The sequence below is a fragment of the Neisseria sp. N95_16 genome, from assembly GCF_002551535.2.
Lineage (GTDB): Bacteria > Pseudomonadota > Gammaproteobacteria > Burkholderiales > Neisseriaceae > Neisseria > Neisseria brasiliensis.
Genome location: NZ_PDBT02000040.1, coordinates 1 through 22,044 on the forward strand (window position 1 = coordinate 1; position 22,044 = coordinate 22,044).

Here is a 22,044-nt window from a genome sequence, read left to right on the forward strand (position 1 = left end):
CTGTTGTGCTTTTCGGTAACAGTAGGTTCCGTTGACGGAATGCCGTCTGATTTCCCGACTGACGGTGGCGGGATGACAACCGATGTTCTGTGCGATTTGGTTTAGGGGTAGGTTGCGGTAATGTCTGGAAATGTAGTATCTTTGGTGTGAGGTCAGTTGTGTGTAGGCCATATTGCAATCTTTCTTGTCAGGAAAGGCAGTATACTACCGCATACTGGCCTTTTCTGTTATTGGAAATTGCACTTGTTAGGCGAATGTAAGGGCCTTTTTGCCATAGAAAAGATATAGACAGAATATTGAGACAAGCTGTCAGCAAGCTGTGGAAAAGTAGGTTTGGGCTTTGAAAGATATATGAAAAATTAAATTGCTTAAAATTTAAGCAGATTAATAATATGGAAAACAAGGCCGTCTGAAATAAAAAACACACAATTCCCATCATCAAAACTGTGTGCAGCCTGTGTATAAATCGCCTTGGCTATTGAAAGATAAACGAAAAATAATTCTGCTTAAAATTTAAGCAGGGATTGTGTTTGATCACAGTATCGCTGGCAAGCATTGTGTGCATTCTGTTGATAACTCATCTATCTTGATGAAATCTCAACATAAAAATACCATGCCTAAAAATTAAGCAAATGAGGGCAAGCGGTTTCAGACGGCCTGCGTTATAATTTCATTATTGGTTGCCACATAAAGGAACATTATGCACACATTATCGGCAGAAGTGCGCTTGGCGCAGGCCAAGGCGCGGTTGCGTCGCAGCCGCCGTTGGGCAACCGGCTTGCTGCTGGTTGCTTGTGTATTGTTTGTGTTGTCCACGCTGTATCTCAAGCATTATCCTTGGCTGGCGTATGTGAAAGCCTTTTCCGAAGCGGCGATGGTGGGTGCACTGGCCGATTGGTTTGCCGTGACTGCGCTGTTCAGACGGCCTTTGGGCTTGCCGATTCCGCATACCGCCATTTTGCCGCGCAATCAGGCGCGGATTGCCGATGAGTTGGGGCGGTTTATCGAAAACAACTTTTTGCAGGGCAAACCGATTGCGCTCAGGGTGTATCAGGCGCAGCCGAGTGACAAACTACTCGGTTGGCTGGCGAGCGAATCGGTGCGCAGCCAATGGCTGCCGTGGGCGGCCAAGCAGATTCCGCTGTTGCTGAACATCGCTAAGCCCGAGCAAGTGGCGCGCTTTTCCGGCATGATGTTGGCGCAGCAATACGACGGCGAAAAAATTGCCAAAACGCTTTCAGACGGCCTGATTCTGCTTAAAGCACACGGCCTGCATGAAACCCTTTATTACGGCTTGTTAAAACAATTACGCCGCCGGCTGAAAAATCCAGAAACGCGCGAAATGCTGGAGCAAAACCTGCGCGAGTGGGCGGCCAAAATCGAAAGCGATGCGCCGAGTACATGGGATAAATTCAAAGCCGCGCTGAAATCGACGGTGGTGGAGAAAGTGGACGATTGGGCGGCTGCCAAAGCTTTGGATTGGGCGGATGGTTATTTGGCCGCGGCCATGCAGGGCGACGACAACGCCATGCGCCGCCGTTTTGACGAGCAATACGATGCCATTATCGAGCGGCTGCAAACTTCGCGCTTGTGGCACCGCCGTTTGGAAGCGGCCAAAATGCAGATTGCCGAATCGCCGGCCTTGCAAAACAGCTTGGAAAGTTTCTGGAAAGGGCTGCAAAACTGGGCAGAAAATGATGTGGCCAAAACCGATTCGTTGTGCGCCGCACAATTACAAAAGCTGCTTGATCATATGCTGACACAGGCCGAAGCCTATCCGCAGTTTATGCGCAGGGTCGATGTGCGCCTGTCGCTGATGGTGCGCGATTTCGTTATGCGCTATAAAGAACAGGCCGCGCAATTTGTGGCGGATAAAGTGAAAAGCTGGGATAGCGCGCAAATGGTGGAAAAACTTGAGCTCAGCGTTGGCAAGGATTTGCAGTATATCCGCATCAACGGCACACTGGTCGGCGGCTTGGTCGGGCTGGTGATTTATGTGGTGTCGCAATGGTTGGGATAGTGGGATAAGTTTGAGGCCGTCTGAAAGCAAATGACTTTCAGACGGCCTTGTTTATGGGGTTGGGAATCGAACAAAGCAAAATCATTTTCAGGTGAAATTTCTTTGCTTAATCAGTTGCTTAGAAAATTTCAGACGGCCTAAGTCAAGATTTGATGGCAGCGTATTGCTTATTTTTATCTTATTGGAAATAACTATTAAAAGTGACAAATTCTGTCATGTGCCAAAAAAAGTAACATCATACCTGCCGAGAATCACCAAAAGATGACAAAAAAAGGCATATTGCCGAAATGGTGTGCCATCGGGTAATATGGATATCAAATGATATATGGGTGTTTTGGTATATTTTTATATTTTAAACAATATATTATAAATTTAAAGCGCGATTTTCAAATTTTTGGCACGAACTTTGCTTGATAGTTAGTAAGAAACAAAACGGTGCGCAAGAAAATAACGGCAATCTGTTGGGTTTCTTCATGAAAAAAGCAAACATATTACGCGGAAGTAATAAAACGGGAAACCGTTGTAACACTCAGCAATAAAATTGCGGGAAAACGTCATCACCATCTTCGGATGGTGGTGACATCTACAGAATAAAAAAAGTAACACGAATCTTACCAAATCAAAACAACAACAGGATTTAAAAATCCGATTATCTCCCAAAAACTATTACGGAAAACGCAAAGGCCGTCTGAAAAGCTGGTGATGAAGTCTGTATCACACCTGCTTGAAAGACGGCCACTTTTTTGCTGAACTGGTTAAGACAAATACAAAAAAGCCCTGTTGCAATCAACAGGGCTTTTTTTTCGGATGAATTACAGGCCGCTCAAGCGTGCGGTGTCGTGTGCAATCATCAATTCTTCGTTGGTTGGAATCACCACAGCAACGGCTTTGCTGTCGGCAGTGGTAATCACACCGGCATTGCCGAAGCGGGCTGCCAAGTTGGCATCTTGATCGACATTCAAGCCCAAGAAGCCCAAGTAGCCCAATACTTTGCTGCGGATCAATTCAGAGTTTTCACCGATACCGCCGGTAAAGGCCAATACGTCCAAACCGCCTGCGGCAACTGCCATGCTGCCGATGTATTTCGCTAAGCGGTAGCAGAACACTTCCAGCGCCAATACTGCGCCAGAGTGGCCGTTGGCTGCTTCTTCTTCGATGGTGCGGCAGTCGCTCGACAATTCAGACAAGCCCAGCAAGCCTGATTTTTTGTTCAGCATATCGGTCACTTGCGCGATGGTCATGTTGGCGTTTTCAGCCAAGAAACCGAATACCGCTGGGTCAACGTCGCCTGAGCGCGTACCCATTACCAAGCCTTCTAGCGGGGTCAAGCCCATGCTGGTGTCTTGGCATACGCCGTTGGCGATGGCGGCAATCGATGCGCCGTTACCCAAGTGGGCAATCACCATGCGCAAATCGTTTTTGTCTTTACCCAAGAAGCGGGCGGCTTCGTCAGACACATAGCGGTAGCTGGTGCCGTGGAAACCATAGCGGCGCAGACCGTATTTGCTGTACAACTCGCGCGGTACGGCATACATGTAAGCGCGATCCGGCATAGTTTGGTGGAACGCGGTGTCAAATACGGCCACATTTGGCAGGCCTTTGAAAATGTTTTGCGCGGCACGCACGCCCAGCAGGTTGGCAGGGTTGTGCAAAGGTGCCAATGGGATGCATTTTTCGATACCGGCAATCACATCTTCGGTAATCAAAGTAGATTCGCTGTACTCTTCGCCGCCGCTGACGATGCGGTGGCCGATAGCAGCGATTTGGCTGTCGAAGCCGTGTGATTTCAATTCTTCCATCAAGGCTTCCACTGCGCCGGTGTGGTTCGGGTTGGCAGCCAATTCAACTTTGTGTTTTTCGCCGTTGAATTTGAAGGTGATGTAGGCATCAGGCAAGCCCAGCTTTTCAGCCAAGCAGCTCAGCAACACGTCGCCGCTGTCGTTATCCAAAACAGCACCTTTTAACGATGAACTGCCGCAGTTTAAAACCAAAATCAATTTTTGAGACATCTGTAGGCTCCTAAAGGTTTGCAGACGGCCTGTGGCATGATTGCCAAAATGTGGGGAGAGCGTCTGAAACAGGTTAATAAAAACATTCAAAGGCTAGTCTATTCGATATAAAAAGTCAATGCTGCCGGGCGACTATCTTGATGTGGCTCAGGTAGTTTGCTTCATTGAAGAGCAGGTAATGGCAAACTGTGATCCGCAAAAAGATGCTAAGATAGGAGGCCGTTTGAAAGAGTCAGGGCAGAGGACATTGATTTGCTTTTCAGACGGCCTTTTATTTATATGATTTAAAGACAAACCATGCATTATTTCAGTATTCATACTCAACAAGGCGAGCATCTGGGCTTTTTCATCATGCTGGCTGATGACGAATCCGAAGCGCAGCCGCAGAGCGGGCAGTTTGCCGTTAAGCTGCAAAGCGAAGAAACACCCAGCGACCAAGCGGCAGTTGCTGCCTTGCAACCTTGGCAGGAAGTGGCCGAACCGCTGTTTTGGCGCGTGGAAAAAGACCGCGTCGAACTCTTTGCTGGTGACGCCAACATCGGCACCATCCGCAACGAATACCTGACCTTATCCGGCCAAATGCTGGTTTTAAACGATTTAACAGGGATGATGTAATGGAAAGTATGTTTATTTTGGTGCCGATCAGCATCATTTTGGCCTTTATCATCGGCTATTTTTTCTGGTGGTCGGGCAAACACGGCCAGTTTGACGATTTGGAAGGACCGGCACACCGCATTTTGATGGACGATGATTCCACCGACAAACTGCTGGAAAAAGAACAAGATTCCGCTAAAGACGACACCAAATGAGCGTAAAAAAAGATTATTTGAATTTCAAAACCAGCCGCCGCTTTGCGCCTTTATTTGGCACGCAGTTTCTCGGCGCGTTTAACGACAATGTGTTCAAAACCGCGCTGTTTGTGATGATCAGCTTCTACGGCTTGGGCGGCAACGAATGGATTCCGGCCAGCCAAATGCTGAATCTGGGCGCGTTGCTGTTTATCTTGCCGTATTTCCTGTTTTCCGCTTTGTCCGGCCAGTTGAGCAACCGCTTCGATAAAGCCGTGTTGGCGCGCTGGATTAAGCTGTTGGAAATCATCGTCATGAGTGTGGCCGCGTATGGTTTTTACATTCAATCCGCGCCGCTGTTGCTGTTTTGCCTGTTTTGCATGGGCACACAATCAACTTTGTTCGGCCCGTTGAAATACGCCATTTTACCTGATTATCTGAATGATAAAGAATTAATGATGGGCAATAGCCTGATTGAATCGGGTACATTTATCGCTATTTTGTTCGGCCAGATTTTGGGCACATCATTGGCAGGTATTCCGCCGCATATCGTTGGCATGGTGGTAATGGTGGTGGCGATTTGCGGCACCTTGACCAGCCTGTTTATGCCGTCGGTGCCCGCCAAAGCGCCGGATACCAAAATCGAGCTCAACATCGTCAAAGGCACGATGGATTTAATGCGCGAAACTGTGGCGCAAAAGTCTGTGTTCACTGCCATTATCGGCATTTCGTGGTTTTGGTTTGTCGGCTCGGTCTACACCACCCAATTGCCGACCTTCACCCAAATCCATCTGGGTGGCAACGATAATGTGTTTAACCTGATGCTGGCCTTGTTTTCCATCGGCATCGCCATCGGCTCGGTATTGTGCGCCAAACTCAGCCACGAACATTTGCGCTTGGGGCTGGTCACCGTCGGCGCCATTGGTTTGACAGTGAGCGGCTTGCTGCTGGTGTGGCTCACGCACGGGCAACGTTTTGCTGAATTGAACGGCATTATGTGGTTTTTGTCGCAAGCCAATGCTTATCCGGTGATGCTGACCATGACGGCCCTCGGCTTTTTCGGCGGCTTCTTTTCCGTGCCGCTCTATACATGGCTTCAGACGGCCTCCAGCGAAACCTTCCGTGCACACGCCGTGGCGGCCAACAATATCGTCAACGGTATTTTCATGGTAACGGCGGCGATTCTCAGCGCGGTCTTGCTGATGTTGTTTGAAAGCATTACTTTGCTGTATCTGATTGTGGCGCTGGGTAATGTGTTGCTGCTGGTTTATTTGATTAAACGCGAACCAAGGTTTATTTTGAAAAAGGGTAGTTAATCAACCATCCTAAAGGCCGTCTGAATTTTCAGACGGCCTTTCTTGTTTATCTGTATAATAAACGCTTATTTCAACCCGATTTTCAAGCGCATGATTTATCCGTGGCACCAGCAAGAATGGCAGCAGCTTGCCGCGCATTGGCAAAACCAGCCCAATGCGTGGTTGTTTACCGGTAAGGAAAACACCGGTAAAACGGCGTTTGCGCGTTATGTGGCGCAGGCGTTGCTGTGTGAAAGGCCGTCTGAAAACCATCAGCCTTGTGGTGAATGCACTTCGTGTCATTTGTTTTCGCAAAACAGCCACCCCGATTTTTACGAACTCACGCCCGAATTGCCGGATGATGGCAGCGTGGGGCGAAAATTGTTGCAGATTAAAATCGATGCCGTGCGCGATATTGTCGAAAATATTTATCTTACTGCAGTGCGCGGTGGGCGGCGCGTGGTATTGGTGCATCCGGCTGAAAGCATGAATGTGCAGGCGGCTAATGGTTTGCTTAAAGCCTTGGAAGAGCCGCCACAGCATGTGATTTTTTTGCTGGTGACACACGCGCGGGATAAGCTGTTGCCGACGATTAAAAGCCGCTGTCGGCAAATGGTGTTGCCCGCGCCGAGCCGTGATGAGGCTTTGGCTTATCTGCAAGGGCAGGGTGTGGATAATGCGGCTTCGTTGCTGGCATTTCACAGTGGTGCGCCTTTATTTGATGCTGCACCTGAGCTGGATGATTCGCGCCAAGAGTTGTTGAACATACTCGCTGCCCCGCGTTTGCTGGCGATGCTGGATTATGCGGCGGCGTTCGACAAACAAAAACAGCCGCTGGCCGTGGTCATTGATTGGCTGCAAAAATGGTTGATTGATGTCGGCTTGGGGCAGCAAAACATGCCGCCGCTTTATTATCCCGATTTTGCGGCGCAATCGGTAGCTGTTGCCGCCAAAACCGAACCACACCGCTTATTTGCACTCACAGGCCGTCTGAATCAACTCAGCCCTTACGGACATCATACCTTGAGTGTTAAAATGCAGCTTGAATATCTCCTGATTGAATATCTCAATTTTTGGCAAAATAAATAAGGTCGCCCGATGAGCACTAAAGAAATTCCAGCCAAGATGATGGCTTTGAAATTAAAAGAAAAAACCACGCTTTACAATTGCTATATGCCGTTTTTTGAACATGGTGGTCTGTTTGTGCCGACCGATGATGTGTTTTCGCTGGGCGAAGACATCTTGTTGGCGGTAGAAATCGGCGAGCATCCCAAGCTCTATTTGCCGACCAAAGTGGCATGGATTAATCCGGCGCGCACATCGGCCAACCGCCCGAAAGGCATTGGTTTGGCGTTTTCATCACACGAAAACTGCCTACAAACCAAATCCATTATTGAAGGCGAGCTGGGCAATGCATTGCGCAGCGACCGCGCCACGTTTACCCTTTAATTTAAGCCGATTTATTTATGCAACTTATTGATTCACATTGTCATCTGAATTTTGAAGGCTTGGCCGACCGTTTGCCGGAAGTGTTGGCTAATATGACGGAAAACGAAGTCAAGCAAGCGCTCGCCATCAGCGTGAGCAAGCAAAGCTTTGATGAAGTGTTTGCCATCGCTCAAGCGCACGAGCAGATTTACTGCACCATCGGCGTGCATCCCGACAGCGAAGAAGCGGAAGAATTTACCGTGGCCGAAATGGTGGCGCAGGCGCAGCATCCGAAAGTGGTCGGCATTGGGGAAACCGGTTTGGATTACCACTGGTGCAAAGGCGATTTGGCTTGGCAGCATCAGCGTTTTGCCGATCATATTCAAGCGGCAAATGAAACCGGTCTGCCGGTAATCGTGCATACCCGCGATGCCGGCGAAGATACGCTGCGTATGTTGAAAGAATGCCAAACCCATTCCGGCGTGATTCATTGCTTCACCGAAGACGTGGCCTTTGCCAAAGGTGCATTGGATTTGGGGCTGTATATTTCGTTTTCCGGGATTGTAACCTTTAAAAACGCGTCGCAGATTCAGGAAGCGGCAAAATATGTACCGAAAGACAGAATGCTGGTGGAAACCGATGCGCCTTTCCTTGCGCCGGTGCCGAAACGCGGTAAACGCAACGAGCCGGCTTATGTGCGCCATACCGCTGAATTCATCGCCCAGCTGCGTGGCGAAGCGGTGGAAGACGTGGCTGTGTATACCACGGACAACTTTTATCAGTTGTTTCAAAAAGTGCCGCGTTGGGTGGGATAAGGCTGCCTAAATGATTTTATGTTTTTCAGACGGCCTGCCTGAAATGATGAAAAGGAAACAAAATGTTGAAAGTTTTAATGATGACTGCTATCACTGCTGCATTGGCCGCTTGCGCGCAACAAAACGAGCCTGAATCGCCGGTAGTCGGCATGGCTAATCCCGCTGCCGAATTTTGCGTGAAGCAGGGTGGCAAGTCGGTAATCAAAAAAGATGCGCGAGACAATGAATATGGCGAATGCCACTTACCCGATGGCAGTGTGGTGGAAGAATGGGCATATTTCCGTCAACACCATCAATAATGTAATTGTTTAAAATAGAAATAATGTGATACAGCGTTACAACTTACTCATGTGTTGGGTGTACGTGGCGGCCGTTGTTGCCTTGTTTTATTTCTATGTCAAAACGACTAGATAGCCATACAAAAGACCGTCTGAAGAAAATTTCAGACGGTCTTTTATCATCAAATCAATTTATTACGCAGGAATACGCAATTTCTGACCCACGTAGATTTTATCAGGGTGGCTCAACATTGGTTTGTTGGCTTCAAAGATTTTCATGTATTGGTTGGCATCGCCGTAATATTTTTTCGCGATGGCAGACAAAGTGTCGCCGCTGACTACGTCGTGGTATTGTGCTGCTGCTTCGGCAGGGAATTGCAGGTTGTTGTCGACATCAGAAACCCCGGTCACGTTGCCCGCTGCCAAAACGGCTTTTTCGGCTGCTTCTTGTGAAGGGGCGGAGCCGCTCAAGGTTACTTTACCGCTGGCGCCATCGAAAGCCACGGCCAAGCCGGTCAGGCCTAAGTTTTGTTTTTCGATGTATGTTTGAATAGCAGCCGCTGCTTTGGTGTTCAAATCATCGACGTTGGCAGCTGCTTGTGCCGCCACTTCTTTTTCGTCTTTACCAAACAGTTTTTCGCCTGCGTTTTTAATAAAGCTGAACAAACCCATAAATCCACTCCTTTAAATGTGTTTAAAAAATTCGGTTTATCCGAATAAATCAATAATCATACGAAACGCGCCGAAATACAAGCAGGGCAAGGCTTGTATTACCTTGTTTTACAAATGCAGGCGGCCAGCCTTCATTATTGCTACAATAACAATCTGAAACTTTACCCGCAAACCTACCATGAACAACGAAATCACTTTGCTCACCCTTTTTCTGCTCGGCTTTTTCGGCGGCGGTCATTGCGCAGGCATGTGCGGCGGCTTGAGCAGCGCATTTGTGTTGCAGCTGCCGCCCAATCTGAATCGGGCAGGGCTGATTATTTTGCTGAATTTGGGGCGCGTGAGCAGCTATGTGTTGATTGGTTTGATTTTAGGCTTGGTTGGGCAAGTTGGGATTTCGCTGGATGAAACGCGTTGGCTGCAAAATATTTTGTATGTTGCGGCCAATGTGTTGCTGTTGTTGCTGGGGCTTTATTTGGCGGGCATTTCCAGCGTGGCGACCAAGATCGAAGGGTTGGGGCGGCCGGTGTGGAAGCGCTTAAATCCTGTCTTGAACAAGCTGTTGCCCATCCGCTCGATTCCGGCGTGTTTCGCAGTGGGCATGCTGTGGGGCTGGCTGCCTTGCGGCTTGGTGTACAGCGCGTCTTTGTATGCTTTAGGCAGCGGCAACGCATGGCATGGCGGCCTGTATATGCTGGCGTTTGCATTAGGTACGCTGCCAAATTTGCTCGCAATGGGTTTCTTTGCCGCGCAGTTGAAAAGCTTTTTGCAAAACCGCAAGGTGCGTTTAATCGCCGGACTACTGGTGGCGGCGTGGGCCGTGTGGCGTTTGGCCGTATTTTTTAGGTAAACTGGGCATGATGTTCAAAGGCCGTCTGAACGTTCAGACGGCCTGAGACCTTTGCAAACTCCCCATCTTTGCACATTTCTTCGTTATGTGCTGCTCGAAAGCTTGCCTATCTTTGTGATATGTCTTCGCTTTCTGCGCTGCTACAACTTTGAACTGTACTCAAATCTAGGGTTTTGCAAAGGTCTCGGCCTTTCATTTATAACAACTTCCACAACATACGCAGTGCAATCAACAGCAACAACACACCAAAAGTTTTTTTCAATTTATCCGCAGGCAGTTTGTGCGAAAATTTCACGCCCAGCGGGGCAAACAACATGGTTGCAATGCTTAATATCAATACCGCAGGTAAATAAACAAAGCCCAGCGAGCCTTCAGGTAAATCGGCAATCTGCCAGCCTGCGGCCAAATAACCGATTGTGCCCGCTACGGCAATCGGCCACGCCAATCCGCTGGAAGTGCCGATGGCGCGGTGTGCCGGCATATTGCAATACATTAAAAACGGTACCGACAACGAGCCGCCACCCACACCAACCCAGCTTGATGCCGTGCCGAAAATCACGCCTACGCTGCTGAGTCCGGCAAAACCGGGCAGATGGCGTGAAGGCACGGTTTTGCTGTTCATCAGTGTGCGCAGGGCAATCAACGTGATGAATACGATAAAGAAAATTTGCAGCCCGTAAGTGGGGATAAATTTGGCCGAAGCCGCGCCGATAAACACACCGCCAATCATACCGGGCGACATTTTGCCGACAGTCGGCCAACCGATAGCGCGTTTTTTGTGTTGCGCATACATGCTGGATAAAGTGGTAAACACCATCACGGCAAACGATGAACCAATGGCCAAATGCTGGGCGTAAGGGTGTTCGCCGCCATATTGCAAATGCAATACCCACAAAACAATCGGCACGATAATCGTGCCGCCGCCGACGCCAAACAGACCGGCCAAAAAACCGGCCGCGCTGCCGCCAGCCAGCAGCGCGAGAATCACATCAAGATTATCCATTGAACATTAAGCGGTTTTATGGCGGCGTTTGCGCAACCAACGGCGCGCCGCCAGAATATAGCCCGACAGGCTGTAGCCGAAGAAGAATAAGAATAACACCAGCGACGGTTCCCACGTCACCAGCAGCAAAATCAACACGGCCAGCACCATGCCCATAAATGGCACCTTGCGGCGGATATTGATTTCTTTAAAGCTCCAAAACGGAATCTGCGCAATCATCGACAAACCGGCAAACAGGGTAATGCCCAGCGCCCACCAATGTACGCCGGGGAAACGCTCGACGCTGTGGTTGACCCAAATCAGGCCGACAATCAGTGCGGCGGCGGTCGGGCTTGGAATGCCGATAAACCAGCGTTTGTCCACTTTGCCGATTAAGGTGTTGAACAAAGCCAAACGCAAAGCAGCGCAGGCGCAATAGATAAAGGCGACCGAATAGCCGATTTTGCCGAACTGCCAAAGCTGCCATTTATAGGCAATCAAGGCAGGTGCCACGCCGAAGCTGACCATATCGGCCAAGCTGTCGAGCTGCTCGCCGAACGCACTTTGCGAATTGGTCAGGCGGGCGACGCGGCCGTCCATGCCATCGAGCAGCATGGCGATAAACACCGCAATCGCCGCCGTTTCATATTGGCCGTGCATGGCTTGGGTGATGGCGTAAAACGCGGCGAAAAGCGCCGCAATCGTGAAGGAATTGGGCAAAAGGTAAATGCTGTTCTGACGTAAAGACGCGCGTGGCGGAACCGGGTTGGGGCTTTCCATGTTTTCCATATTTTTCCGTAAGAATGCATGTTATTGAATGTAGGGATACCTTATACCGTTTCTCAAATGATGGCAACTCTCAAAGAGCTTAGGTATCGGCGGTTTTCGTATTTTTACCGGCCTGACGGCGGCTTCACGAAAAGTCAAACAAATCAGGCTGCGCCGTTTCGCCGGTGACGCGCACATCGGTTTCACCGTCGGCAAACACAATATGCAGCTTTTGGCCTTGTTTCAATCCGGCCGAACTTTGCACCACTTGACCGCGGCTGTTTTTCACCACCGAAAAACCGCGTGCCAAAATGTGTTGCGGCGACACGGCTTCCAATAGCGCAGATTGTTTTTCCAAGGTTTGACGGCGTTGTTTCAGCAAAATGGCAAACGATTGTGCTAAGGCCGTCTGAAATTGTGCCACTTCACGTTTCGGCTGCGAAACATCAGGACGCAAATGGCGCAAAGCCTGTGTTTGGCGCGACAATTGTTGCGCGTTGTAGCGGTGGTTTTGCTGCATGGCAAAGCGCAAATGCTGCGCCAAGCCTTGCACTTGCACGCGCTGCTCGGTTAATTTTTGGCGCGGATGGCGGATTTGCCGCGCCAGCCAATCCACTTTCTGGCTGGCATCATAATAACGCTGCTGCAACACCGTTTTCAGACGGCCTTGCGCCTGCGCCAATTTATGCAGCGATTCCAAACGGTTAGGGCTGACCAATTCCGCCGCGCCGGTTGGGGTGGGCGCGCGCACATCAGCCACAAAATCCGCCAGCGTGAAATCCGTTTCATGGCCTACACCGCTGACCACCGGAATCGCGCATTGCTCAATCGCCCGCACCACTGGCTCTTCGTTAAACGCCCACAAATCTTCAATGCTGCCGCCGCCGCGACACACAATCAACACATCGCATTCCGCTCGCGCCGAGGCCGTCTGAATCGCTTGGGCAATCTGCAATTCGCTGCCTGCACCTTGCACCGCGGTCGGGTAAATAATCACCGGAATTTCCGGCGCACGGCGTTTCAGCGTCGACGCCACATCACGCAAAGCTGCCGCCGCCAAGCTGGTGACAATGCCAATGGTTTGCGGATGAGGTGGCAGCGGTTTTTTGCGTGCCAAATCGAACACGCCTTCAAGCTGCAATTTGGCTTTCAGCTTTTCATAAGCCTCATACAAACGCCCCAAACCGACCATGCGCACTTCGTTGATCGTAATCTGAAATTCGCCGCGCGCTTCGTAAATGCTGATTTTACCGCTGACTTCGATGTGATCGCCTTCCTTCAAAGGCTGGCTCAAACGTACCGCTGCCCCCTTAAACATCGCACAACGCACCTGCGCACGGCTGTCTTTCAGCGAAAAATAATAATGCCCGCTCGCCGCCCGCGTGAGATTCGACACCTCGCCCGCAATCCACAAACCGGAAAGATGGTCTTCCAGCAGGTTTTTGGCCAGCGCGTTGAGTTCGGAAACGGATAGGGAAGCAGCGGTGAATAAATCGGACATGGCGGGTGTTGGGGATTAGGGGAAAATGGGGATTATAAAGGTTTTCGTTGCATTCAAGCTATGCTTTCAGACGGCCTTGTGAAGAAAAGGCCGTCTGAAAGCAGATTATATTGAGGGTAAACTTTATATCTTTTCCCTTTCAATGCTATATTATCGTTCCCAGTTCACAAAGGCCGTCTGAATGCCCAAGCTGCATCAAATTATTGAACAACATTGGCAACAGCCCAAGCCGTGGCTGCGTGCGTTGCTGAAGCCTTTGTCGGCCGTGTTCGCCCGCATTGCGGTCAAGCGGCGGCAGGATTTTTTGGCGGGGCGCACGCCGAGCGAAAAATTGCAGGTGCCGGTGGCGGTGGTGGGCAATATTCACGCGGGTGGCGCGGGTAAAACGCCGATTGTGTCTGCGCTGGTGTCGGGTTTGCAGCAGCGCGGGGTAAACGTGGGCATCATCAGCCGCGGTTATGGGCGGACGGAAAAAAATGTGCATGTGTTGACTGCAAACAGCACCGCCGCGCAAGCCGGTGACGAGCCTTTGCTGCTGTATCGTCAAACCGGTGCGCCGGTAGCGGTCGGCAGCAGTCGGGTGGCGGCAGGGCGGGCGTTGTTGGCGGCTCATCCGCATGTGCAAATCATTGTGGCTGATGACGGTTTGCAACACTATGCTTTGCAGCGCGATATCGAAATTGTGGTGTTTCCGTTTGCCGATAGCGCGCGAGATAATTTGGATTTGCTGCCCCACGGCGGCTTGCGCGAGCCTTTATCGCGCTTGGCTTCGGTGGATGCGGTGGTGGTCAGCGGTGGGCAGAATCCGACCTTTAGGCCGTCTGAACATATGTTTGCCAGCCGTGTGGAAAGCGGCCAAATTTACCGCTTGAACCAGCCGTCTGAAAAATTAGATTTAGGCCGTCTGAAAAATAGCCGCGCCGCCGCTGCGGCAGGCATTGCCAAGCCCGAGCGCTTTTTTAATTCTTTGCGTGCATTGGGTATTGAGTTGCAACAAACCTTCGCATTGCCCGACCATGCCGCCATCACGCCGCAGGATTTGCCACGCGCTGATTTTGTGTTCATCACCGAAAAAGACGCGGTGAAACTTTCAGACGGCCTTGATTCCGATGCTTTAAATCATGTGTGGGTGTTGCCTATTTGTGCGATAATCGAGCCTGATTTAGCTGATTTTGTATTAGGCCGTCTGAATATCGAATCGTCAGCCAAGCGGTGTGATGAAGATTGAAGCAAACCCGTCAGACGACCGCCAACCACTTTCCCAAAGAAAGCCGAAACCATGGAAAAAAAATTCTTAGACATCTTGGTCTGCCCCGTAACCAAAGGCCCGCTCGAATACCATCAAGACAAGCAGGAATTGTGGAGCCGCCAAGCGAAATTGGCTTATCCGATTCGTGACGGCATTCCGTTTATGCTGCAAAACGAAGCGCGTGAATTGACCGAAGAGGAATTGCACGCATGACCGAATTTGTGGTGTTGATTCCGGCGCGTTTGTCGTCTTCACGCTTGCCGGGTAAGGCGTTGGCCGATATTCACGGCAAACCGATGGTGGTGCGCGTGGCCGAGCAGGCCGCCAAAAGTCATGCCGCGCGCGTGGTGGTAGCTACCGATCACGCCGACATTCAAGCGGCTTGCCAAGCGCACGGCGTGGAAGTGGTGATGACGGCCGATACGCATGAGAGCGGCAGCACGCGTTTAGCCGAAGCGGTGAAAAAGCTGAATTTGCCGCAGCATTTGATCGTGGTGAATGTGCAGGGCGACGAGCCGTTAATCGAGCCGGAACTGATCAACCGCACCGCCGAAGTGTTGGTGGAAAACAATGTGCAAATGGCCACTGCCGCGCATGAATTGCACGATTTTGATGAATTTATGAATCCGAACGTGGTCAAAGTGTTGCTGGATAAAAACCGCAATGCCATGTATTTCAGCCGCGCACCGATTCCGTTCCCGCGCGACACCATGCGCGAAAATCTGCATGAATTGCCGCAGGAAACACCGGTTTTGCGCCACATCGGCATTTACGCCTACCGCGCCGGCTTCCTGCAACGCTATGCCGAAATGAGCGTGTCACCGCTGGAAACCATTGAATCGTTGGAACAATTGCGCGTATTGTGGTACGGCTTCCCGATTGCGGTGGAAGTCACCGACCACGCACCGGCCGCCGGTGTGGACACGCAGGAAGATTTAGAACGCGTGTTGCAGGTGTTTCAAGCATAAATATGAGCAGGCCGTCTGAAAAACCGTGCGCTTGCCGCAAACCTTTTCAGACGGCGTGTAAAGTATTATGATAGTAATGTAAAAATCATGAACACAAACAGAGGACAAACCATGAAAGTATTATTGTTGGGTGCACCGGGTGCAGGTAAAGGTACACAGGCGCAATTCATTACCGCCGCTTTTGGCATTCCGCAAATCTCGACCGGCGACATGTTGCGCGCGGCCATCAAAGCCGGCACACCGCTGGGCTTGGAAGCAAAAAAAATCATCGATGAAGGCGGCTTGGTACGCGACGACATCATCATCGGCATGGTTAAAGAACGCATCGCCCAAGACGATTGCAAAGATGGTTTCCTGTTCGACGGTTTTCCACGCACTTTGGCGCAAGCCGAAGCCATGGTTGAGGCCGGTGTGGATTTAGACGCGGTAGTCGAAATCGATGTACCCGACAGCGTGATTGTTGACCGCATGAGCGGCCGCCGCGTGCATTTGCCATCAGGCCGCACTTACCACGTTTCTTACAATCCGCCGAAAGCTGAAGGCAAAGACGACGTAACCGGCGAAGATTTGATCCAACGTGATGACGACAAAGAAGAAACCGTGAAAAAACGCTTGGACGTGTATCACGAGCAAACCGAAGTGCTGGTGGGTTTCTACAGCAAATTGGAAGGCGAACACGCACCGAAATACATTAAAGTTGACGGCACGCAAGCTGTTGAAGCAGTGAAAGAGCAAGTGTTGACTGCATTGGGTAAATAATTTTGCACCCATGAAAAGATAAAAAGGCCGTCTGAAAAATTTCTTTCAGACGGCCTTTTTGTATGGAAAAACTGTTAAAATCCAGATGAACTGATGATAAAGGCCGCTGCGGATGTTGCCGCGCGGCTTGCTTTGATAGGAATCATAATGAACCCGTTAATCACTGATTTTCACCTGCCGCGAACCCGCACGCCGGTGATTGTGGCTTTGGATTTTGCCAACGAAGCCGATACGCTGAATTTTGTGCGCACGCTCGACCCGAGCTTGTGCCAAATCAAAATCGGCAAAGAATTGTTTACCGCAACCGGCCGCCCGTTGGCGGAAAAACTGATTAACCAAGGCTTTAAATTATTTTTGGATTTGAAATACCACGATATTCCGAATACCGTTGCCCAAGCCTGCCGCGTGGCGGCCGATATGGGCGTGTGGATGGTTGATTTGCACGCTTCGGGTGGCCGCCGCATGATGGAAGCTGCAGCAGAAGCCATTGCCAATCATGCGCAAAAACCTTTGTTGATTGGTGTAACCGTATTGACCAGCATGGAACAAAGCGACATGACGGAAATCGGCTTGGACATCGAGCCGGAGCAGCAAGTATTGCGTTTGGCAAAATTAACCCAAAGCTCGGGCTTGGATGGCGTGGTCTGCTCGCCTTTGGAAGCCACGCCGCTGCGCCGTGAGTTGGGCGAAGATTTTGTGTTGGTCACGCCGGGCATCCGCTTGGATATTGCCGGCAACAACGACGACCAACGCCGCATCATGACCCCAGCTCAAGCCTTAGCCGCCGGTTCGACTTATCTGGTGATGGGGCGTCCGGTCACGCAAGCGGCTGACCCGATTGCCGTGTTGCGCGAAGTAAACCGCGTGGCCAATCCGGCGGAATAATTTAAGACGGCCTTAAGATTGGTTATAAACATAAATCATTAAATTGAAAAAATAACCATATCGGCGTGAACGAAAAACCGATTCACGTCATCAAGCAGCATACTCAAATCAGGAATTGATTCAATATGGTACAAAAATTCCAAGCAGCAGATGTACAGCAGCGTTTCGCCCAAGCGCGTGTGTTGGTGGTGGGCGATGTTATGCTCGACCGCTATTGGTTCGGCGACGTATCGCGCATTTCGCCTGAAGCGCCTGTGCCGGTGGCTAAAATCAACCAAATCGACCAACGCGCGGGCGGGGCGGCCAATGTGGCGCGCAATATTGCTTCTTTGGGCGGCAAGGCCGGATTATTGTCGGTTACCGGTCATGATGAAGCCGCCGATTCTCTCGATAAGCTGATGCAGCAAGACGGCGTGGAATCTTACTTAATGCGCGACGAACAAATCGCCACCACGGTGAAATTGCGCGTGGTCGCCCGCAATCAGCAATTGATTCGTCTGGATTTTGAAGAATTGCCGCATCACGAAGTACTGGAGCAAGTTAAAACACGTTATCAAGAAGTGTTGCCCGATTACGATGCGGTGATTTTTTCCGATTACGGCAAAGGTGGCCTGACCCACATCGCCGACATGATTGATTGGGCGAAACAGGCGGGCAAAATCGTGTTGATTGACCCGAAAGGCGACGATTACGAAAAATACGCCGGTGCGACCTTGATTACGCCCAACCGCAGTGAATTGAAAGAAGTGGTCGGCAGCTGGCGCAACGAAGACGAGCTGACAGACAAAGCACAACACCTGCGCCGCCATCTCGATTTAACCGCCATTTTGCTGACCCGCAGCGAAGAGGGCATGACGCTGTTTAACGACGGCGAAGCGGTGTACCAGCCGACGCGTGCGCAGGAAGTGTATGACGTGTCCGGCGCGGGCGATACGGTGATTGCCGGTATGGGCTTGGCAATGGCCGCCGGTTTCACCATGCCCGAATCCATGCATTTGGCCAATACCGCCGCCGGTGTGGTGGTAGCGAAATTGGGTACGGCGGTTTGCTCGTTTGATGAGTTACAAGCCGCATTGGCCGACCAATAGACATTGAATATTCAACGATTCAGACGGCCTTGGTTGAATAGGCCGTCTGAAAAACAAAAGGAATTGTTATGACCATCATCGTAACCGGTGCTGCCGGCTTTATCGGCAGTAACATCGTCAAAGCGCTGAATGCACGCGGCATCACCGACATCGTGGCAGTGGATAACCTGACGCGCGGTGAAAAATTCAAAAATCTGGCCGAATGTGAAATCAGCCATTATCTCGACAAACACGAATTCATCCGCCAAGTGCGCGAACATGCCCTGCCTTACGACGACATTCAAGCCGTATTCCACCAAGGCGCGTGTTCCGATACCATGAATCACGACGGCCTGTATATGATGGACAACAACTATCAATACACGCTGGATTTGCTCGATTGGTGCCAAGATGAGCGCATTCCGTTGCTGTATGCGTCTAGCGCGGCGGTGTACGGTAAGGGCGAGATTTTCCGCGAAGAGCGCGAATTGGAAAAGCCGCTGAATGTGTACGGCTATTCAAAATTCCTGTTCGACCAAGTATTGCGCCGCCGCATGGAAGAAGGCTTGACTGCGCAAGTGGTGGGTTTCCGCTATTTCAATGTTTACGGCCAAATGGAGCAACACAAAGGCCGCATGGCTTCGGTGGCATTCCATCACTTCAACCAATACCGTGAAAACGGCTACGTGAACCTGTTCGGCGCCAACGACGGCTACGGCAATGGCGAGCAAGCCCGCGATTTCGTCAGCGTGGAAGACGTGGCCAAAGTAAACCTGTTCTTCTTCGATAATCCTGAATTATCCGGCATTTTCAACTTAGGCACCGGCCGCAGCCAGCAATTTAACGACTTGGCCGCCGCCACTGTCAACGCCTGTCGCTCCGCCGAAGGCAAGCCGGAAATGAGCTTGGAAGAATTGGTCAAAGAAGAACTGATTCGCTACATCCCGTTCCCCGACGCATTAAAAGGCAAATACCAAAGCTTTACCCAAGCCGACATCAGCAAGCTGCGTGCAGCCGGCTATAATGAATCTTTCTTTGATGTCAAAGAAGGTGTGAGCCGCTATGTGCAATGGATGCTGGCGAACTTGGTTTAAGCATTGAATTTAATTCAACAGGCCGTCTGAAAAATTTTCAGACGGCCTGTATCTTTTTGAGAAAGGATGGGAACTCACGCAAATCAGGATTTACAATATTTGCAGTTTATGATTTAATTTTCCTTAACCGAAACAGGGGTGCTGCGCCATGCGCAGCTGAGAATTACCCTTATACCACCCGATCAGGATAATACCTGCGTGGGGAGTTTCAGCGAGTTTATTGTTCAGACGGCCTGATTTTATCCATCAGGCCGTCTGAAAGCCCAAACACCGCTCCTGTTTCGTTTTATTCTGATAAACGAGAAACAGGAGCACTTTTTATGGCACTCAAAACCAACGGCAACGAAGCCGCCCAACTCGACCAGCTTTCCCATGATTTGGGCATTCAGTTTGCCTATCCCAATTCCGACAAAGTCTATCTTTCCGGCAGCCGCGCCGACATCCGCGTGCCTTTGCGGGAAATCCGTCAAGATGATACTGTGAGCGACCGCGGCCGTGAGCCGAATCCGCCGATTCCGGTGTACGATACCAGCGGCGCATACGGCGACCCGACCGCTAAAATCGATTTGAAACAAGGCTTGCCTCATATCCGTAGCGCATGGCTGGACGAACGCGGCGACACGGAAATCTTGAGCGGCTTATCCAGCGAATATGGCTTGGAACGAGCCCATGATCCGCAAACCGCGCATCTGCGTTTCAATCAAATTACCCAGCCGCGCCGCGCCAAAGCCGGTAAAAATGTCACGCAAATGCACTATGCGCGCCAAGGCATCATCACGCCGGAAATGGAGTTTGTTGCTTTGCGCGAGCGCATGAAGATGGACGAATTATTCAGACGGCCTGAGTACGCCAAATTAATCAAGCAACACCCCGGCGAAAGTTTCGGCGCCAATCTGCCAACCCATCCTGACCAAATTACGCCTGAATTTGTGCGTCAAGAGATCGCCGCCGGCCGCGCCATCATTCCGGCCAACATCAACCACCCCGAATTGGAACCAATGATTATCGGCCGCAATTTCCGCGTCAAAATCAATGGCAATTTGGGTAATTCGGCGGTAACGTCCAGCCTGACCGAAGAAGTGGAAAAAATGGTGTGGGCGCTGCGCTGGGGTGCGGATACGATTATGGATTTGTCCACCGGTGCGCATATTCACGAAACGCGCGAATGGATTATCCGCAATGCGCCCGTGCCGATTGGTACTGTGCCGATTTATCAGGCTTTGGAGAAAACCGGCGGCATTGCCGAAGATTTAACTTGGGATTTGTTCCGCGATACCTTGATTGAGCAGGCCGAGCAGGGGGTAGATTATTTCACCATTCATGCCGGTGTACTGCTGCGCTATGTGCCGCTGACTGCCGACCGTCTTACTGGTATTGTGTCGCGCGGCGGCTCGATTATGGCGAAATGGTGCTTGGCGCATCATCAGGAAAACTTCCTTTACACGCATTTTGACGAAATTTGCGAAATCATGAAGGCGTATGACGTGTCGTTCAGCTTAGGCGACGGCTTGCGCCCGGGCTGCGTGGCCGATTCCAACGATGCGGCGCAGTTCGGCGAATTGCACACACTGGGTGAATTGACGGCCAAAGCATGGGAACATGATGTGCAGGTGATGATTGAAGGCCCCGGCCATGTGCCGTTACAACGCGTGAAACAAAACATGACCGAAGAATTGCAGCATTGTTTTGAAGCACCGTTTTACACCTTAGGCCCGTTGGTCACCGACATCGCTCCAGCTTACGACCACATCACCTCCGGCATCGGCGCGGCCAATATCGGCTGGTACGGCACGGCCATGCTGTGTTACGTTACCCCGAAAGAGCATTTGGGCTTGCCGGACAAAGAAGACGTGCGCACCGGCATCATTACTTACAAACTTGCTGCCCATGCCGCCGATTTGGCTAAAGGCTGGCCGGGTGCACAAGTTCGGGATAATGCCTTATCCAAAGCCCGTTTTGAATTCCGCTGGCGCGACCAGTTCCGCCTGAGCCTCGACCCCGAACGTGCTGAAAGCTACCACGATGCCACTTTGCCTGCCGAAGGCGCGAAAATCGCCCATTTCTGCTCAATGTGTGGGCCAAAATTCTGCTCAATGAAAATCACGCAGGAAGTGCGTGATTATGCCGCTGCGCAAAAAGGCATGGCGGAAAAAGCGGTGGAATTTGTACAAAAGGGTGCTAAGATTTATAGCTGATAAATAAAATGCCGTCTGAAAGGAATGTGTTTCAGACGGCATTTTATTGCTGTTTAAGGTAAAAGCTTGAGCGAAGATTATTTAAAGGTAATGTCGGAGCTGATTTTCAATTTGATGGAAAGGCCATCTGAAAAATACCGTCATTTATATAGTGTTTTACAGGCAATATGAGACCTTCGCAAAATCCCCATCTTTGGTACATTTCTTCGTTGTGCGCTGCTCGAAAGCTTGCCTATCTTGATGATATGTCTGCGCTTTCTGTGCTGCTATAACTTTGAACTGTACTCAAATCTAGTGTTTTGCAAAGGTCTCAATATATATTTAGGGGCTTAGGAAGCAAAATCATCAAAAAACCTGATAAGCTCCTAATATGAAACTAAAAAATAAGTATCAAAAGTTCAGCAAAATTTCAGAGCAAAAGTTT

At 50.5% G+C, this 22,044-nt stretch carries 23 protein-coding genes and 1 riboswitch; of the genes, 17 read left to right on the forward strand and 6 right to left on the reverse strand.

Going from position 1 to position 22,044, the window contains the following annotated elements; translation table 11 throughout:
• Nucleotides 1–171: helix-turn-helix domain-containing protein (locus tag CRG49_RS13860; protein WP_157807888.1), on the reverse strand; the 171-nt coding region annotated here is incomplete at its 3' end.
• Between the two features lie 529 nt (nucleotides 172–700).
• Between CRG49_RS13860 and CRG49_RS07590 the strand changes: the two genes are divergently transcribed.
• Complete coding sequence (locus CRG49_RS07590) at nucleotides 701–2,020, forward strand: DUF445 domain-containing protein (protein ID WP_095502865.1); 1,320 nt, start codon at nucleotides 701–703, stop codon at nucleotides 2,018–2,020.
• 812 nt (nucleotides 2,021–2,832) lie between these two features.
• Here the strand turns inward: CRG49_RS07590 and CRG49_RS07595 are convergent.
• Nucleotides 2,833–4,029: an acetate kinase gene (locus tag CRG49_RS07595; RefSeq protein WP_095502864.1), complete on the reverse strand. Its 1,197-nt coding sequence runs from the start codon at nucleotides 4,027–4,029 to the stop codon at nucleotides 2,833–2,835.
• Between the two features lie 297 nt (nucleotides 4,030–4,326).
• On the opposite strand from CRG49_RS07595, the gene CRG49_RS07600 reads away from it, so the two are divergent.
• From CRG49_RS07600 to CRG49_RS07630, 7 genes are all read left to right on the forward strand, one after another.
• The gene (locus CRG49_RS07600) at nucleotides 4,327–4,644 is read left to right on the forward strand and encodes a hypothetical protein (protein WP_095502863.1); all 318 of its coding nucleotides are present in this window, start codon (nucleotides 4,327–4,329) and stop codon (nucleotides 4,642–4,644) included.
• On the forward strand, nucleotides 4,644–4,838 hold the full coding sequence (gene ccoS / locus CRG49_RS07605) for a cbb3-type cytochrome oxidase assembly protein CcoS (RefSeq protein ID WP_095502862.1): 195 nt from the start codon (nucleotides 4,644–4,646) through the stop codon (nucleotides 4,836–4,838). Before CRG49_RS07600 ends, ccoS begins: the two co-directional genes overlap by 1 nt.
• Nucleotides 4,835–6,133 (forward strand): MFS transporter, encoded by a 1,299-nt coding sequence (locus CRG49_RS07610; protein WP_095502861.1) that lies wholly within the window; start codon nucleotides 4,835–4,837, stop codon nucleotides 6,131–6,133. The genes ccoS and CRG49_RS07610 overlap by 4 nt, the downstream gene beginning before the upstream one ends.
• Before the next feature lie 90 nt (nucleotides 6,134–6,223).
• Nucleotides 6,224–7,201 (forward strand): DNA polymerase III subunit delta', encoded by a 978-nt coding sequence (locus CRG49_RS07615; protein ID WP_095502860.1) that lies wholly within the window; start codon nucleotides 6,224–6,226, stop codon nucleotides 7,199–7,201.
• A gap of 9 nt (nucleotides 7,202–7,210) precedes the next feature.
• The gene (locus tag CRG49_RS07620; protein WP_095502859.1) at nucleotides 7,211–7,561 is read left to right on the forward strand and encodes a PilZ domain-containing protein; all 351 of its coding nucleotides are present in this window, start codon (nucleotides 7,211–7,213) and stop codon (nucleotides 7,559–7,561) included.
• Nucleotides 7,562–7,578: 17 nt separating this feature from the next.
• Complete coding sequence (locus CRG49_RS07625; RefSeq protein WP_095502858.1) at nucleotides 7,579–8,355, forward strand: TatD family hydrolase; 777 nt, start codon at nucleotides 7,579–7,581, stop codon at nucleotides 8,353–8,355.
• Nucleotides 8,356–8,417: 62 nt separating this feature from the next.
• Complete coding sequence (locus CRG49_RS07630; protein WP_095502857.1) at nucleotides 8,418–8,654, forward strand: DUF333 domain-containing protein; 237 nt, start codon at nucleotides 8,418–8,420, stop codon at nucleotides 8,652–8,654.
• Nucleotides 8,655–8,828: 174 nt separating this feature from the next.
• On the opposite strand, the gene lysM is transcribed toward CRG49_RS07630, so the two are convergent.
• The gene (lysM, locus tag CRG49_RS07635; RefSeq protein ID WP_095502856.1) at nucleotides 8,829–9,305 is read right to left on the reverse strand and encodes a peptidoglycan-binding protein LysM; all 477 of its coding nucleotides are present in this window, start codon (nucleotides 9,303–9,305) and stop codon (nucleotides 8,829–8,831) included.
• 178 nt (nucleotides 9,306–9,483) lie between these two features.
• Here lysM and CRG49_RS07640 point away from each other — a divergent pair, with 178 nt between their 5' ends.
• A complete protein-coding gene (locus CRG49_RS07640; RefSeq protein ID WP_095502855.1) occupies nucleotides 9,484–10,152 on the forward strand; it encodes a sulfite exporter TauE/SafE family protein in 669 nt (222 codons plus the stop codon).
• A gap of 196 nt (nucleotides 10,153–10,348) precedes the next feature.
• Here CRG49_RS07640 and CRG49_RS07645 read toward each other — a convergent pair whose 3' ends face one another.
• From CRG49_RS07645 to xseA, 3 genes are all read right to left on the reverse strand, one after another.
• A complete protein-coding gene (locus tag CRG49_RS07645) occupies nucleotides 10,349–11,155 on the reverse strand; it encodes a sulfite exporter TauE/SafE family protein (protein ID WP_095502854.1) in 807 nt (268 codons plus the stop codon).
• 6 nt (nucleotides 11,156–11,161) lie between these two features.
• Nucleotides 11,162–11,914 (reverse strand): CDP-diacylglycerol--serine O-phosphatidyltransferase, encoded by a 753-nt coding sequence (gene pssA / locus CRG49_RS07650; RefSeq protein ID WP_095502866.1) that lies wholly within the window; start codon nucleotides 11,912–11,914, stop codon nucleotides 11,162–11,164.
• 133 nt (nucleotides 11,915–12,047) lie between these two features.
• Complete coding sequence (gene xseA, locus CRG49_RS07655; protein WP_095502853.1) at nucleotides 12,048–13,403, reverse strand: exodeoxyribonuclease VII large subunit; 1,356 nt, start codon at nucleotides 13,401–13,403, stop codon at nucleotides 12,048–12,050.
• Nucleotides 13,404–13,584: 181 nt separating this feature from the next.
• Between xseA and lpxK the strand changes: the two genes are divergently transcribed.
• The 8 genes from lpxK to thiC all read left to right on the forward strand — a co-directional run bounded on the left by lpxK (nucleotide 13,585) and on the right by thiC (nucleotide 21,620).
• Nucleotides 13,585–14,631, forward strand: a complete 1,047-nt coding sequence (gene lpxK / locus CRG49_RS07660) for a tetraacyldisaccharide 4'-kinase (protein WP_095502852.1) — start codon at nucleotides 13,585–13,587, stop codon at nucleotides 14,629–14,631.
• A gap of 51 nt (nucleotides 14,632–14,682) precedes the next feature.
• Nucleotides 14,683–14,865, forward strand: coding sequence for a Trm112 family protein (locus tag CRG49_RS07665; protein WP_095502851.1), 183 nt, complete (start codon nucleotides 14,683–14,685; stop codon nucleotides 14,863–14,865).
• Nucleotides 14,862–15,620, forward strand: coding sequence for a 3-deoxy-manno-octulosonate cytidylyltransferase (gene kdsB / locus CRG49_RS07670; protein ID WP_095502850.1), 759 nt, complete (start codon nucleotides 14,862–14,864; stop codon nucleotides 15,618–15,620). Before CRG49_RS07665 ends, kdsB begins: the two co-directional genes overlap by 4 nt.
• Nucleotides 15,621–15,731: 111 nt before the next feature.
• Nucleotides 15,732–16,379, forward strand: a complete 648-nt coding sequence (gene adk / locus CRG49_RS07675; protein WP_095502849.1) for an adenylate kinase — start codon at nucleotides 15,732–15,734, stop codon at nucleotides 16,377–16,379.
• 147 nt (nucleotides 16,380–16,526) lie between these two features.
• The gene (pyrF, locus tag CRG49_RS07680; protein ID WP_095502848.1) at nucleotides 16,527–17,264 is read left to right on the forward strand and encodes an orotidine-5'-phosphate decarboxylase; all 738 of its coding nucleotides are present in this window, start codon (nucleotides 16,527–16,529) and stop codon (nucleotides 17,262–17,264) included.
• A gap of 125 nt (nucleotides 17,265–17,389) precedes the next feature.
• Entirely contained in the window at nucleotides 17,390–18,352 is a 963-nt protein-coding gene (rfaE1, locus tag CRG49_RS07685; protein ID WP_095502847.1) for a D-glycero-beta-D-manno-heptose-7-phosphate kinase, read from the forward strand.
• A gap of 68 nt (nucleotides 18,353–18,420) precedes the next feature.
• Entirely contained in the window at nucleotides 18,421–19,425 is a 1,005-nt protein-coding gene (gene rfaD / locus CRG49_RS07690; RefSeq protein WP_095502846.1) for an ADP-glyceromanno-heptose 6-epimerase, read from the forward strand.
• Nucleotides 19,426–19,549: 124 nt separating this feature from the next.
• A riboswitch (TPP riboswitch) is annotated at nucleotides 19,550–19,647 on the forward strand.
• A 98-nt stretch (nucleotides 19,648–19,745) separates the two neighbouring features.
• Nucleotides 19,746–21,620, forward strand: coding sequence for a phosphomethylpyrimidine synthase ThiC (gene thiC / locus CRG49_RS07695; RefSeq protein ID WP_095502845.1), 1,875 nt, complete (start codon nucleotides 19,746–19,748; stop codon nucleotides 21,618–21,620).
• Nucleotides 21,621–22,044 lie beyond the last annotated feature (424 nt).